A 14,885-nucleotide genomic window follows, 5' to 3' on the forward strand; every position below is an offset into this window, starting at 1 on the left:
CAAAGCATTCTGGTTATGCGGCTGCAGTTTTCCAGACATCTGGTTGAATCGCGATGACCGAGTCCCCTACTGAGAACCAAATTTGTCCGTCTTCGATAGTCGCTTGAATCGCCATAGTGCGGCTACTTGCTGCCGCTGCTGCATCCAGTACTTCATCAATAACGTTAATCACAGTCAGGTTCTTGAACGGAAACAGTTTGTTAAGCATGCTTGCCTTCCAGGCGCTCGCGGCATTGTCATCATAGGTAAACAACACCACTTCTTTCGCCTGAGTACAGGCTTTCTTCAAGCGTTTTTCATCTGGTAAGCCAAGCTCTACCCAAAGTTCAATTTCATCGCTGTAGTTTTTGATCCAGAGCTCTGGCTCTGTATCTTCGCACAGTCCTTTTGTAAATTGCAGACGCTCATCGGCGTACATGGTCCATGCAAGCAGACGAAGCATCATGCGCTGTTCAGTTTCTGACGGGTGCTGCGCCAGCGTTACTGAATGGTCGAGATAAACGCTTCTCGACATGTCAGCCACATTGATGGAGGCTTTATACACCGTTGCTTTAAGTGCCATGGTTATACCCACTCTAAAATTTGTCGTTCAATAAGACCTGTATACGGCCCGGGTCTTTGCAAAGTTGTTCTTTTTCTCTTTTTGTCAGCCGCTTGATATACCACTCCAGCGACATCGCCTGTTGTTTCGTTCCCACCTCATACGACCAGGCTAGTGTAAGAGGCTGTTTGCCTCTTAAGTACTTTGCAGTTTTCGTGCCGTTTTGCTGGTGCTCATCAAATCGACGCATGACATCAGTGGTAACACCACAATACAAAGAGTTATCGCGCGCACGAATGAGATAGACGTGCCAAAGCGGCACGTCGTTGGAAGGAGTCAAAGTCATGACGTAAAGATGTGTTAGTCCTGATTATCCAGTAGTTGATTAACCAAGGCCTTCAATTCAGCCACTTCAGCTTCTAGGGCTTCGACACGCTCAGCCAATCCGCTTTCTTGAGGTTCTGCAGAGAATGAAGGTGTGACTGTTTCTGCTGGCGCTTCAGTGCCGAATAGATGTGCATAACGGCTTTCACGCTTACCTGGCTCTCTTGGAAGCTGAGCAACATAGCCTTTTTCAATAAGACCGCTCAGCGCAGCTTCGACCTGACTCATGTCGCTGAACTCGCAAAGGCGGTTTGTACGGGTACGTAGCTCACCCGGAGTTTGAGGACCGCGAAGAAGCATGACGCAAACAATGCCCTTTTCCTGCTCGGAAAACTGCAATGAACCGAATTCGGTGTTACAGAATCTGTGTTGGTATTTCGTCACACGACTACCAAAACCTTCTAGGTCACTAATCAGTCGTTTGGATTTTAGCGATTCCACTGCGTCCAACACTTCTGCTTCGCTTAGCGCATAAACAGGGTCACGATTACTTTTTTGGTTGGCTGCGGTGGTCAGGCTGTTGAGGGTCAGTGGATAGAGATCCGGCGTAGTGACTTCTTTTTCCAATAAACATCCAATCACTCGCGCTTCATAAGGGTTGAGTTCAATCGCCATGAGAATACCTCAGTTTAATCCTATGCAGCGGGTTATAGCAATCAACCGCTATCACGGCAACTGCACATATGACTATTTGCCAAATCAGCGTGGTAACTGCCGGAACTTTGGTCAATTTATGGAATGTCGGACTGCAATTCCGTCTTATAGGTGTGATTTTGGCTCAATGAAGAAAAATTTCTGTCACGTGATTTATCAGTTTTCATATAAGATCCGTCGAATTGTTATTTTTCGGCATGACTTTGTGTCGTTTTGGAGTATCAGGAGAAAGCCATGGGTATGTTCGGAAAGAAGGCTGCATCGAACACTTGTCTGTCACTTATCGCAAAAGAATGCCGCGTTGTTGGTGAGTTTGATCTGGAAGGTGATATTCAGTTCGATGGCCAAGGTGAAGGCAGCATTGTCAATGCCCGTAATGTCGTTATTTCTTCTACCGGCCATTTTAAAGGCGACATTCGCGCAGAACATGTCACCATCAACGGCTATGTTGAAGGCACATGCGTTGCCCGCGAAGTGAACATCCTGAGCTCAGGCAAAATGAAAGGCCAAATTCAAAGTGAACAACTCACCATCGCCAAAGGTGGTTGCCTGATGGGTGAAAACAAGCTGAAAGATGAGCCATCACTCAAAGTGGTGAACGAAGATAAAGGCACATCTGATAAAGCAGCTTCTGCATCCGCATAACTTGCCAATCTGATGCAATGATCAACAGTTGACTGCCCTATCCGCTTTCAACTGTTGACTTCACTCCCCAACATTATACGATCCGCGAAATTATGTAATTTCGGAAGTACGAAGATGTCTGAACAAGCAAACCAAGCACAAGAAACTGTAAAGCTGGAAGATCTGTCTGCTGAACTGCAGCAAGTGATTAAATACGAACAAGTACCAGCTGAACTGTTCACCATGCTAGCTTCTATTCATGAAGCGTCTGAGAGTGTTGTTCGTGAAGCTTGGGATGCAATGCCAGCAAGTGCACAGAACATTCTGGATAACTTCGAGCAGTTCCATGCCCTGGTTAGCCTTAGCCAAAGCTACGCAGGCTTGGATTTCATGCAAGAAACTCAAGACATGAAGTTCGATGACATGGACGACGAGCAAACTGCAGAATACAAAGCTGTTTTGTTGGATAAACTGCTGCACAACTGTGTGAAAGATCTGGTCAAGCAATTGAAGCAAGCTCGCCTAAAACCCGCTATGAAGCGCGAATTCCGCGAAATCTTCACTAAGTAATTTGGGCGCAAGCGAGCAAGAAAAAAGAGGTGACGTTGTCACCTCTTTTTTGTAACTGCAGGATATTGCAAGAAATGAAAGTTCGACACGCAACTAGGCACGAGCAATTTGCGCTTAAAGCCTGTTACCAGAAACCTGCGTCCTACCTCTCAATTCTCCCCCTGAATATATCCCAGACAAATTAATACAAACTGTAACAAGCGGAATCGATTCACAACTTTGTCACAAAAGAGCCACTTTTTACGACCTAATTCTCATTAATCGCGTGTAAGTCGCCATCCGATTTCATTTAGAACCTATAGTTGTAGGCTGTGCGAAAGCCAGCCTAAAAATCTACAGAACTACAGGGACGAAAAATGAAGAAAAGCCCACTAGCATTAGCTTTCTTGACAGCAGCAGTCGCAACAGGATGTGCTGTCGACAATTCGAACAATGCTCCGTTCGATCTCACTATCCTACACATTAACGATCACCACTCTCATTTAGAGTCCTCTTCTCAAAAGCTGAAACTGGCAGGCAAATCTACGTATGCTGAAGTAGGCGGTTATCCAGCATTGGTTTCGGCACTGGATCAGCGTACCAACGCAAATGACAACGTATTGAAGCTTCACGCTGGTGATGCGATCTCAGGAACGCTTTACTACGCGCTCTTCAAAGGTGAAGCAGACGCAGCCATGATGAATCACGCGTGTTTTGATGCCTTTGCATTAGGAAACCACGAATTTGATGACGGAGATGCCGGTCTGGCACAGTTCCTTGATTGGTTAAACGAAGGTAACTGTAACACTGAAGTATTGGCTGCAAACGTGATTCCTGAGCAAGGTGTTTCTGCTCTCGCCCAGAATTCCGCAAACGACTACTTCAAGCCTTACACTGTTAAGCAGTACGGTGGCCAAAAAATCGGTATTGTCGGTATCGATATCGCCAACAAAACGATGAATTCTTCGAACCCAGATGAATCGACTCAGTTCCTAGACGAAGTCGAGACGGCTCAGAAATACATTGATGAGTTGGTTTCTAAAGGCATTAACAACATCGTTTTGTTAACCCACTACCAGTACTCAAACGACCTTCAACTTGCTGAAGCATTAACAGATGTCGACGTTATCATCGGTGGCGACTCACACACCCTGCTTGGTGATTTCGCGGATGTAGGCTTAAAAAGCGATGGGCAATATCCAACGCTGATGAAAAACAAAGACGGCGACACTGTTTGTGTTGCTCAAGCTTGGCAATACACTCAAATTCTTGGCGAACTTTCAGTATCGTTTGATGGAAACGGCAAAGTGGCCTCATGTAACGGCACGCCACACCTTCTGATTGGTCAGGAGTTCAAACGTAAAGATGAAAATGGCAAGAAGCAGGTCCTGGTTGGCGCTGAACTTGCGGAAGTGATTGCAGATGTTAAAGCCCAACCTAACCTCGTACAGGTTAAACCGGATGAAGCAACAGCAGAAACACTTTCTGTATTTAGCCAAAAACTGAACGTGCTAAAAGATTCGGAAATTGCTCAGTCTTCCGAGCTCCTGTGTTATGACCGTGTTCCAGGACAACAAAAACACAAGGGTGCAGATGGCTGTGATACCCAAACCAATCTGCACGGCTCTCAAGTCGCCGATCTCGTTGCACAAGCATTTCTTGCAGAAACAAAACGCGCTGACGTTGCTATCCAAAACGGTGGTGGTGCGCGTGCAAATATCACGCAAGGTGCATTCACAGTGGCAGGCGCGACCAAAGTACTTCCGTTCAACAACACCATGGTTAACCTGACCATGACGGGTGCTCAGGTGAAAAAAGTTATCAACGAAGCTGTTGATAAAGCTTACCTGGAATATGTAGACAACAGTGCTGAAGGTTCAGACGGCGCTTACCCATACTCTGCCGGTATCCGTTACGATGTTGATTTCAACAAACCTGCTGGTCAGCGTGTTCACAACTTCGAAGTGAAGGCAAAAGGCGATGGTACTTGGTCCAAGCTAGCTGACGACCGTGAGCTTGTTGTCGTTACCAACAACTACATTGCAGGTGGTAAAGACGGCTACCTGACCTTCGGTGAAATTTCTGGTGATAAATCCAAGTATGAAGATACGTTGAAGCTCTATACGGAAACCTTCATCGATTACGTTCGTGGCTTGACGGAAAGTGGTCAGAAAATTCAGCCAGTTTCTGAAGAAGATCGCAGCACCCAGACGTTTACACCAAAACGTTAATGACTTAGCAACCAAAACTAAAAGAGGCCAAGTGAATCACTTGGCCTCTTTTTATGTTCTAAAAACTGAAACTTTAAAAGCAAATCGCTCTTTTTAGGTCCGGTAAAGCACTTTTACCACATGCCAGCCGAAGCGGGTTTTCACAATATGCGGCGTCAGCACTTCAGCGTTAAAACACACTTTGTCGAACTGAGGCACCATTTGACCGCGTTTAAATTCGCCTAGATCTCCACCCTTCTTACCAGACGGGCAGGTAGAATATTTCTTTGCCAACGTTTGAAACTTTGCGCCTTTCTTTAATTGGCTAACAATATCTTCTGCCTGGTTTTGGTGCTTCACCAAAATGTGGAGTGCGTGTGCTGTGCTGGCCATGCATGTGCCCTTTTACTGCCGTTCTTTCATTGGCCGCGGATTATATCTCCGAGACCGCTACCATTCCACATTTAGTTCGCTGTGGTATTTTTCAGTGCCTCCAGCGGCAACCAAGTGACTTTCACGCCAGCTTGTTCAAACATATCTGCGCTGACTTTAATTTTTTCGCCCCAACGGGAAAGGAAATCTTCCGCTTGTTCTGGGCAGTGAACCTGCGTTATCCCTGTTTGGATAATCTTCGCTGCACAATTCGGACATGGGAAATGCGTTACCCAGATTTCACAGTCTGCCAGATCGCGTTTAGCAAAAAGGATTGCGTTCTCCTCGGCATGAAGCGTCTTAAGTAACTTCATCGCGCGATCATCTGTATCTGCGCTGTCTGAAATGCCATGTGGATAGCCATTAAAACCAACAGAGACAATGCGGTTCCCCTTGGTAATAACCGCGCCAACCTGTGTTGATGGATCTTTACTCCAAGAGCCTACAAGCTCAGCCATCTGATAGAAACGTACCGCCCACTTCGAGATCATCGCCTTTCCAATAAGTTACACATTCACAATGTGACTATTTTGCTTAATCCATAAGCTCAGCTCAACAAAAAAGCGGCCTTTGGGCCGCTTTCATAGTGAAATGCCGAAATTAACTAAAATAGTGACTCATTAATCACCAAATGGCACATGATTGCTGCGACGTAACCCAACATGATCACCGGGCTCCACTTTAAATGCCCAAAGAAGGTGTATTTCCCGCGCGCTTGCCCCATCAAGGCAACACCTGCCGCAGAGCCGAGTGACAATAGACTACCACCAACCCCTGCTGTCAGGGTGACCAAAAGCCAGTTACCCATAGACATTTCTGGCTGCATCGTCAGTACCGCAAACATGACTGGGATGTTATCTACAAGCGCTGACAGCAACCCGACGATGATGTTGGCCCAAATCGGATCCCATTGCAGGTACATGACGTTGGAAATGGTGGTGAGATAACCAATTAAACTGAGGCCGCCCACACACATTACAACACCATAGAAGAACAGTAAGGTGTCCCACTCTGCATGTGAAACCCGGCGGAAAACGTCAAATGGAATGACTGACCCCAATCGTTTCAAGGCCGCTTCGTCTTGCTTAGCCTGTGCAACAGCACGTTTTCTCGCCAATGAACGTGGCAACGTCTTACGCAGATAGAAGCCGAAGAACTGCAGGTAAGCCAGCCCCATCATCATGCCGATAACGGGTGGGAAGTGAACAAGGCCGTGGAAACCTACCGCTGTGACGATGGTAAACAGGAAAAGAACGACGATACGTTTAGCACCACGTTTAATTTCAACAAACTCATTCACGACGTCAGGCTTATCTTTAGGAATAAACAAAGACATGATAAATGCAGGTACAACGTAGTTGATCACCGAAGGAACAAACAGCGCTCCAAACTCCGAGAAGCTAACCAATCCCGCCTGCCAAACCATCAGTGTTGTGATGTCACCAAATGGACTGAATGCTCCACCCGCGTTGGCTGCGACTACGATATTAATACACGCAAGATTGATAAATCTTGGGTTATCACCACCAATCTTCAGCACCACAGTACACATCAATAGCGCAGTGGTCAGGTTGTCAGCGATCGGGGAGATAAAGAAAGAAAGGATGCCGGTAATCCAGAAAAGCTGGCGAAGATCATAGCCTTTGCCGACGATCCAAGCTTTCAGACCATCAAACAAGCGTCTCTCTTCCATTGCAGAGATATACGTCATGGCCACAAGCAGGAACAACATTAACTCGGCATATTCCAACAAGTTATGTTCAATGGCACTCTGTGCTACTTCAATTTCACCAGCGTTTGAATAAACGAAACCTAGCATTAACCAAATTAGGCCTGCTGCCAGCAATACTGGTTTGGATTTTCTTAAGTGAAGTTGCTCTTCGAGCATGACGAGGGTGTAGGCTGCCGCGAAAATAATGAGAGAAATATAGCCGACAGCTGATTGAGTTAGATCTATGGGATTACCACTACCTGTAGCAGCGGCGAATGCATTACTGGAAAACAGCAACACAAACGCTAATAAACACTTCATCCTTGTGCCTCCAAGCGAATTTAAATGAATTTCGCGAGGGGCACTGCCGGGCTACATGAGCTCGTTCAATACACTCACAGACGCAACGCCCCTAAATCATGACTCCCTGATATATATAGATTTATTGTTACCCTACAGTTAATGAAGGGCCGGAAGCCTAATTGTCGCGCCACAATGATAGATCTTGTTACAGAATAATGCAGAGTAAATTGTTTACTTTTCAGGCATCACCCACAAACCTGATTTTTAGCAAGAAAATTGACGTTTCACTGTTGGTAAATGAGAGGATGATCTGTCATTTCAAAACCGAAAAGTGCTAAAGCGCCGTGTCACAGAATTCTGCGGCTTCACCATGTCATTTCGATTTACATTGTAAAAATCAACGCGAGGATCTACTCAGATCAAACTTTTTTACAAAAAGCACGGACACCCACTGTAAAGTGATTGTGACATATCTTTCACTGCTTTATAACTTAATCAAGAAATCTGTCGCTATTTTAATCAGGAGACTGTAGTCATTAGATTGGTGTGAACAAACTTTAAGCAACGTTTACTTGTGATTAAAAAAACTCTTTTATTCATAGGGTTAACAACAAATATGCAAATAAGACCTCTGCAATCATGTAAACAGTCGTCTTAGCCCGCAACTTTAGTGCCTGATTTAGCATCAGATTTTGGATATAACAATGGATTAACACTGGCGGAAAGATTGAGTGTAAAGCTCAGTCGCCATTTCATCACGGAGAATGATATGAAAGTGTCCAAATTACTTCTTTCGGCATGCTGTGCCGCAACAATGATAACTACCCCCTTCGCAGCAATGGCCGATACGGCAAAGGTAGCCGTTTCACAGATCGTTGAGCACCCAGCACTTGACGCAACCCGCCAGGGTCTTCTGGATGGTCTCAAAGCTAAAGGCTATGAAGAAGGCAAGAATTTAGAATTTGCTTACCAAACCGCACAGGGTAATCCTGCAATCGCGGTTCAGATTGCACGACAATTCGTTGGTGAGAAACCCGATGTCTTGGTTGGCATTGCAACCCCTTCTGCACAAGCCCTCGTTGCCGCCACAAAATCTATTCCTGTTGTGTTTACTGCTGTTACTGACCCTGTAGGCGCAAAACTCATCAAAGACATGGAAAAGCCAAGCGCTAATGTGACTGGTCTTTCAGATCTTTCTCCGGTAGCTCAACACGTAGCGCTGGCTAAAGAACTTCTGCCAAACATGAAGTCTATCGGTGTTGTGTACAACCCAGGTGAAGCTAATGCGGTCGCTCTGGTTGAACTTCTGCGTGAAGCTGCCGATGCCCAAGGCCTTAAAGTGGTTGAAGGTACTGCATTGAAGAGTGCTGACGTTCAGTCTGCTGCGCAAATCGTGGCATCTCAAGCAGACGCCATTTACGCACCAACTGACAACACTGTAGCCAGTGCGATTGATGGACTTGTTGGCGCAGCAAACCAAGCGAAGAAACCTGTCATCGGTGGCGCTACCTCTTACATTCCAAATGGAGCAGTGGCTGCATTGGGCTTTGATTACTACCAAATCGGTGTTCAAACCGCTGACTACGTCGCTGCCCTATTAAATGGTGAAGCAGTGTCTGCGCTGCCTGCGAAAGTCGCAGTGGGCTCTGATTTGGCGATTAACATGAAAGCCGCTCAAAAACTGGGTCTGGAAGTGCCTCAAGCATTGCTGGATCGTGCAACAACTGTAGAAAAATAATAACGTCAGGAGCAGTACATGACCTCAATTGCCTTTTTTGGCACGCTGGAAGTAGGTCTGGTTTATGGCCTGGTAGCTCTAGGCGTATATCTGACTTTCCGGGTTTTGGACTTTCCGGATCTGACTGTCGACGGCAGCTTCCCAATGGGAGCTGCTGTTGCAGCCACGCTTATCGTTTCAGGCGTTGATCCTTGGATTTCCACTTTTGCCGCTATCATTGCCAGTTCCATGACGGGTTTGATTACTGCATTTCTTACGGTGAAATGCGGCATCTTGAACCTGCTGGCCAGTATCCTGACGATGATTGCCGCGTTTTCTATCAATATCCGCATCATGGGACGCCCAAACATCGCCTTATTAGGCGTGGATACGATTCTTACTCCATTTGAAAACATGGGTATCGACCCTGTTTACGCCCGCCCGCTGGTGGTTTTCGTTCTGGTTGTACTAAGTGCGCTGTTTGTTATTCGCCTACTAAGCAGTGACTTTGGTTTGGGTCTGAGAGCGACTGGTGTCAATGCCCGCATGGTTAAAGCACAAGGCGCAAGCACTGCCTTTTACACCTACTTTGGCCTCGCATTATCAAATGGCTTTGTTGGTTTCTCGGGCGCTCTTTTTGCCCAAACCAACAGCTTTGCTGACGTAACCTCAGGTGTAGGTACTATTGTTGTTGGCCTCGCAGCCGTCATCCTTGGGCAAACCTTGCTGCCAGGACGCAAAGTCTGGGTAGCCGTCGTCGCCGTTATTCTTGGTTCCGTCTTGTACCGCTTGGCCGTGGCTTTCGCGCTTAGCTCAGGCATGTTTGGTTTGGAGGCTTCCGACCTGAACCTTGTGACCGCGGTGCTGGTAGCGCTGGCGTTGGTCGCGCCGAAAGCGAAACAGCAGTACCAGAAGAACAAAAAGATGAAAGAAGCGGGGGCGGTGAAATGATCGAACTTAAAGACATTCAAGTTACCTTCAACCCCGGTACAGTGCTTGAAAACCGAGCCCTTCGCAGTGTTTCCCTTACTGTTCCTGAAAACCAGTTTCTAACGATTATTGGCTCTAACGGTGCAGGTAAATCCACCCTGCTTGGCGCAGTTTCCGGTGAAACGCCAATGGTTGGCGGCCGCGTGATTATTGATGGCACTGATGTGACTAAACAGCAGGTCCAACAGCGCGCTGCCCTCGCCGCTCGTGTTTTTCAAGATCCACTCGCAGGTACATGTGCCTCTTTGACCATCGAAGAAAACCTCGCATTGGCATATAAGCGCGGAAGTATGCGTGGTTGGAGCCTTGCTTTGTCAGGAAAGCGCCGAGAAGTCTTCAAAGAACGTATCTCCATTTTGGGATTGGGTCTGGAAGACCGTCTTGGCGACAGCATTGGCTTGCTTTCCGGTGGTCAACGTCAGGCAGTTAGCTTAGTCATGGCGACGCTCTCCGACAGTAAGCTGCTCTTGTTGGATGAGCATACTGCAGCGCTAGACCCCCGTATGGCTGCTTTCGTTATCGATCTTACCAAGAAAGTCATCACAGAGTTTGGTTTGACGGCGCTGATGGTGACTCATTCTATGAAAGATGCACTGGCATGTGGCGATCGGACAGTGATGCTTCACCAAGGTGAAATTGTTCTGGATGTCGAAGGTGAAGAGCGCGCCAACATGGGTGTTCCGCAGTTACTGGAAATGTTCAGCAAAGTCCGTGGTGAAGAACTGGCAGACGATAGTTTACTTCTGAGCTAATCAATTGATACCGGGTCTTTCCAAACTGGGCAGTTTCGACTGCCCTTTTGTTTTCATATGGAAGTATTTGTCAGGTTTTCAAACCTACGACAAGTAAATCAAGTCGATCGGTGACATAGTTAAAAGACTGGGGTTTGTTAACCTTTGATAGAGAGGAAAGAAATGATGGTTAGTTTTGAGTTCCTAATGACTTCTCTGGTCGTTGTGCTGATCCCCGGAACCGGTGTGCTTTATACCGTTTCAACGGGATTGTTTCTCGGCTCTAGAGCAACGATTTGGGCCTCTTTAGGCTGCACAGTGGGTATTGTTCCTTCCATGCTTGCCAGCATTACAGGTCTCGCCATTATTCTGCATACCAGTGCGTTAGCTTTTCAGGTCGTGAAATACGTCGGTGTGGCTTATCTGCTTTACCTAGCATGGACAATGTGGCGTTCAAGCACTGCTTTGTCACTGAGTGAAGAAAAAGAACCTATGAGTATGACAGGCGTAGCCGTTAAAGGCTGTTTGATGAATGTGCTTAATCCTAAACTAACGATTTTCTTTATGGCGTTCCTACCTCAATTTGTTCCTGCTCAAGTGGCTTCTCCCACAACCAACATGTTGGTGTTAGGAAGTATCTTTATGGCGATGACGTTTGTGGTCTTTCTGGTTTATGGTGCACTTGCGGCGTCAGTACGAGATTACATCATCAATTCAGAACGTTTAACGGTAGCGTTGCAAAGAGTATTCGCTGGCAGCTTTGCCGCCTTGGGTTTAAAACTTGCGTTTTCTGAGCGAACCAATTGATGTTTTGAAGGATTAAAAGAGAAAGCCCCGGAAATTCAGGGCTTTCTTTATGTACTATTGCGCGAGAAGGAGACTAGAAACGTTTAAGCAACCGACCCATTAACGACGGATGGTAGTCCCATGTATGATCGAACATTTCCATCAACTTAGGGTTTCCATATTTAGATAGATTGATGGCATGGAAGCGGTTGTGTTGCTGCTTCAACATATCCACTTTGTCCTGAACTTCTTTTGGTTGAACCGGAGCAATGAAATCGGAAATAACAACCAGGTCAGCGTTGCGGTACTTGTCTGTTCCCATCAAATCAATGGAATGGTTCAGGACGGGTTCTAAGTCTGTTCCGCCATGGAAAGAATAAGACAGGAAGTTTAACGCTTCTTTCAAACCATCTTCACCGGTTAACTCATAGGTGATGTGGTCAGTTGAGAAAATCATCACAGAGCAATCACGATCTTCCTTTACAGCGATTTGCATCAGGGCGTAAGCCATTGCCTTTGCGCACTGCTCTGGAAAGCCACTCATTGAACCGGAAGCATCCACACAAATCAGGAAAGGCCCTTTTTCTATCTCTACCTGTTTACTGGCTGGTTTGAAGGACTTCACTTTACGTAACGTGCGTTGCATACCCTGCATGCGATATGTCAACAACCGCTTATCGGCAAAGTGTTTATAGAAAAGGATCTCCAAGGCAGGCTCAGCGAGGAAAATCGTTTCATTCGGGACGATTCGCTCAAGGTTGTTGCTTTGGTGAACACCGACAATATCATCAGCGACATTGTCGTCAGGCTCTTCAACTAACTTCAATTCCTCAGCAGGAGAACGATGCAGTGATGGATCATCCACTTCATTCGCCATACGCCCAAGCTTCTCAGCGATATCTTGCAGATCTTTGTTTTCTTTCAAAAACGCCACAAAACGCTTCAGTAGCTCGACGTCAGTTTGTGTCACTTTCGAAGAAGCCAAGTCCCACAAGCGGCCGACCTTTTCGATGGTTCCGTGCTCCTGAACATTTTCGAGCGTCTTGTAAGTTTCTATACGTTGGTAGAGTTCTTTCAGTAATTTATCTTTATGAGCCTCTAGCTCTTTTTGTTGGGCTTGCTGGATCGCACTGGCTAGATGCTCATACCACTTATTGCAAAAATACGCCTGAAACATAGGGGTCTCTTTTGCAATGTTCTTCTCGAGCATTCTTCGCGCTTCAAGGTAGAAAGCTGACTTACCCTCTAACTTTCTGAAGATCAACTTTGCCTGATTGGCAAAATCATGCTGCGGAAGAGCGACAGCATCTTGATATAGCAGTATCTCTTGTTTTAAGTCACTGGTTATGCAATCTGTGCTGAGGCGCCGCTTAACAGAGTGGCGCCATTTGCGGATATGCTGGCGCACAGCAGATTTGGCAGAAGGACTGGCCTCCGTCATAACGAGAAGCTGAGGTTTAGCCATTACTTCTGTGACAGCATGTTCCAGCATGCCGGTTTCCGCCAACATCATACCTAGATGGAGGCTTTCTGGACTTACCATAGCTCCTCCTTACTCAAAATATTCGGTTAACATTCGTGTTCTGAATGCGCCTTTTTCAAACTTGGTCGTCTGACGCTGCAACGTCTCTTCAGCATCGGTAATGCTATTTGCTAACAGTTCCAGCAATTCTGAATTTGCAAAGTGATGAGGCAAGGCAGCATTGATTTGCGTTCGGGCAACGCGAATTAGATGCTTCGCATCATCAATTTTAGCAATGGATGCTTCATTACGCGCTTGCCACTCAGAAAAGGTATTTGGATCGTTATCATCAATACCCGCGATTGCAACAGGAACAGGTCGATTCGCAATGTCTTTGATTACCAGACGATGCTCGCCATCGACATCAAATTTCAACATGCATAGATTCGGGTTCTTGTTCACATAGCCATAGACTTCACATGCGCCGTTTTTGATTTTCTTTTCAAACTCATTGGCATCGACATATACCCAACGGCTGTCACCCTTTTCTTTCTCTGACACCGAAGGGTTGGAGTCCAACATCACGAACTTCACAAGGTTGTTCGCCATATTGAGCGAATAGCGACGCGCACCGCTTAAATCAATGCGGTTCTTTTCTTTGCGCATTGAAAGCTCAGTGTCTGCAGTGTGGCCCAACACATCTTTGATTTCTTCAGCAAGCTCTCGACTGTCTTCGTTCGCTTCATTCGCAATGGCCAATGCCTCTTGCTGATTGAAACAGATTTCCTGAGCAAACCGACGCATGACATCAGTCACCACATTGCGCGACTCAGGGCTATGCCATAAACATTCCTGAAGTAGCAAAAGATCAACAGGATTGACGTCGTTTCTACCGTTAAAGAATGCACTTGCTTTGAGAAGACGAACTGCCTTCTTCCAACGACGATCTGAAATGTAAAGCTCTTCTGATGGGAAGTTGTTCCCTTCTTCTTGAGCTTCTCTCTCGAGAAGCATTTTCAACGCGTAGATTTTCTCGAACACATCATCAGACAGCGAAACGTTGTCGATTTGACGCTGCCACTGTTCGTATTCATGAGCTTTGATAGAAATATCACTGCCGATGGAAATCTCAGCCTCACCGCTATCACCGGTCAGCAAGCGTTTGAAATTGCTTTTTTCCTGAATACGGTTTACGAAGATTCTTACCAGCATGCGGTCATAAAGCGCGTCCAAACCGCTATCGGGTTCAGGAAGCTCGTTAGATGCTGTCACCAGAAGACGCATCGGAACCGGCAGCACCTCGCTTCCGTTTCGAAAAACACGTTCGTTAACGACGGTCAGTAAGGTATTTAGAATCGCGGGACCGGCTTTCCAGATTTCATCAAGAAAAACGACGTCTGCAGTTGGCAAATAGCCATCGGTTAGCCGTACGTACTTACCGTTATCTTTGAGTTCCTGAATGGAAAGTGGGCCAAACACCTCTTCAGGCGTTGAAAAGCGGGTCATCAGGTATTCAAAAAAACGGCTGTCATCAAAGGCTTCAATCAGGCGTTTAGCGATGTAGCTTTTGGCGATACCGGGAGGTCCCAATAGAAAAACACTTTCACCACTGAGTGCTGCAAGCAGACAAAGACGAATAGTGTTCTCCCTCTCATACACACCATTAGAAAGGGCGTGTACAAGTTTCTGAATGCGCTCCGGGAGTAAAACGTTATTTGTAGTCATAGCGATTTGATTCGTCACGTTGCTGCTCCGTGTAGATTAATCAACAACATGACTCCACTCTTATCA

15 protein-coding genes are annotated in these 14,885 nt (G+C 46.4%); 7 read left to right on the plus strand and 8 right to left on the minus strand.

Features of this window, described 5'->3' with window-relative positions; translation table 11 throughout:
• Positions 1–13: 13 nt before the first annotated feature.
• Genes GCE9029_RS15065 through GCE9029_RS15075 form a run of 3 tightly spaced genes read right to left on the minus strand, consistent with a single transcriptional unit; the run spans position 14 to position 1,540 of the window.
• A complete protein-coding gene (locus tag GCE9029_RS15065; protein WP_062664341.1) occupies positions 14–562 on the minus strand; it encodes a YaeQ family protein in 549 nt (182 codons plus the stop codon).
• A gap of 13 nt (positions 563–575) precedes the next feature.
• Entirely contained in the window at positions 576–887 is a 312-nt protein-coding gene (locus GCE9029_RS15070; protein WP_062664343.1) for a GIY-YIG nuclease family protein, read from the minus strand.
• 14 nt (positions 888–901) lie between these two features.
• Complete coding sequence (locus GCE9029_RS15075) at positions 902–1,540, minus strand: YceH family protein (RefSeq protein WP_062664345.1); 639 nt, start codon at positions 1,538–1,540, stop codon at positions 902–904.
• Positions 1,541–1,813: 273 nt separating this feature from the next.
• Between GCE9029_RS15075 and GCE9029_RS15080 the strand changes: the two genes are divergently transcribed.
• The 3 genes from GCE9029_RS15080 (at position 1,814) to GCE9029_RS15090 (ending at position 4,983) form a co-directional block, all read left to right on the plus strand.
• The gene (locus GCE9029_RS15080) at positions 1,814–2,224 is read left to right on the plus strand and encodes a bactofilin family protein (protein ID WP_062664347.1); all 411 of its coding nucleotides are present in this window, start codon (positions 1,814–1,816) and stop codon (positions 2,222–2,224) included.
• A 114-nt stretch (positions 2,225–2,338) separates the two neighbouring features.
• The gene (locus GCE9029_RS15085; protein ID WP_062664349.1) at positions 2,339–2,773 is read left to right on the plus strand and encodes a DUF3069 domain-containing protein; all 435 of its coding nucleotides are present in this window, start codon (positions 2,339–2,341) and stop codon (positions 2,771–2,773) included.
• 356 nt (positions 2,774–3,129) lie between these two features.
• On the plus strand, positions 3,130–4,983 hold the full coding sequence (locus GCE9029_RS15090; protein ID WP_062664352.1) for a 5'-nucleotidase C-terminal domain-containing protein: 1,854 nt from the start codon (positions 3,130–3,132) through the stop codon (positions 4,981–4,983).
• Between the two features lie 93 nt (positions 4,984–5,076).
• Here the strand turns inward: GCE9029_RS15090 and GCE9029_RS15095 are convergent, their stop codons facing one another.
• The 3 genes from GCE9029_RS15095 to nhaD all read right to left on the minus strand — a co-directional run bounded on the left by GCE9029_RS15095 (position 5,077) and on the right by nhaD (position 7,426).
• Positions 5,077–5,355 carry a peptidylprolyl isomerase gene (locus GCE9029_RS15095; protein WP_046306610.1) on the minus strand — a complete coding sequence of 93 codons (279 nt, stop codon included), beginning with the start codon at positions 5,353–5,355 and terminating at the stop codon, positions 5,077–5,079.
• A gap of 71 nt (positions 5,356–5,426) precedes the next feature.
• Positions 5,427–5,885 (minus strand): dCMP deaminase family protein, encoded by a 459-nt coding sequence (locus GCE9029_RS15100; protein ID WP_062664354.1) that lies wholly within the window; start codon positions 5,883–5,885, stop codon positions 5,427–5,429.
• A 113-nt stretch (positions 5,886–5,998) separates the two neighbouring features.
• Positions 5,999–7,426, minus strand: a complete 1,428-nt coding sequence (gene nhaD, locus GCE9029_RS15105; protein ID WP_062664356.1) for a sodium:proton antiporter NhaD — start codon at positions 7,424–7,426, stop codon at positions 5,999–6,001.
• 751 nt (positions 7,427–8,177) lie between these two features.
• On the opposite strand from nhaD, the gene GCE9029_RS15110 reads away from it, so the two are divergent.
• From GCE9029_RS15110 to GCE9029_RS15125, 4 genes are all read left to right on the plus strand, one after another.
• Entirely contained in the window at positions 8,178–9,146 is a 969-nt protein-coding gene (locus tag GCE9029_RS15110; RefSeq protein ID WP_062664358.1) for an ABC transporter substrate binding protein, read from the plus strand.
• An 18-nt stretch (positions 9,147–9,164) separates the two neighbouring features.
• Positions 9,165–10,076, plus strand: coding sequence for an ABC transporter permease (locus tag GCE9029_RS15115; RefSeq protein ID WP_062664361.1), 912 nt, complete (start codon positions 9,165–9,167; stop codon positions 10,074–10,076).
• Complete coding sequence (locus GCE9029_RS15120) at positions 10,073–10,867, plus strand: ABC transporter ATP-binding protein (protein ID WP_062664363.1); 795 nt, start codon at positions 10,073–10,075, stop codon at positions 10,865–10,867. The genes GCE9029_RS15115 and GCE9029_RS15120 overlap by 4 nt, the downstream gene beginning before the upstream one ends.
• A 162-nt stretch (positions 10,868–11,029) precedes the next feature.
• Positions 11,030–11,653 (plus strand): LysE family translocator, encoded by a 624-nt coding sequence (locus GCE9029_RS15125; protein WP_231870112.1) that lies wholly within the window; start codon positions 11,030–11,032, stop codon positions 11,651–11,653.
• A gap of 73 nt (positions 11,654–11,726) precedes the next feature.
• On the opposite strand, the gene viaA is transcribed toward GCE9029_RS15125, so the two are convergent.
• On the minus strand, positions 11,727–13,175 hold the full coding sequence (gene viaA, locus GCE9029_RS15130; protein WP_062664364.1) for an ATPase RavA stimulator ViaA: 1,449 nt from the start codon (positions 13,173–13,175) through the stop codon (positions 11,727–11,729).
• A 9-nt stretch (positions 13,176–13,184) separates the two neighbouring features.
• Positions 13,185–14,819: an AAA family ATPase gene (locus GCE9029_RS15135; protein ID WP_197475395.1), complete on the minus strand. Its 1,635-nt coding sequence runs from the start codon at positions 14,817–14,819 to the stop codon at positions 13,185–13,187.
• Positions 14,820–14,885: the final 66 nt, after the last annotated feature.

The organism is Grimontia celer (assembly GCF_900055185.1).
Classification (GTDB): Bacteria; Pseudomonadota; Gammaproteobacteria; order Enterobacterales; family Vibrionaceae; genus Enterovibrio; species Enterovibrio celer.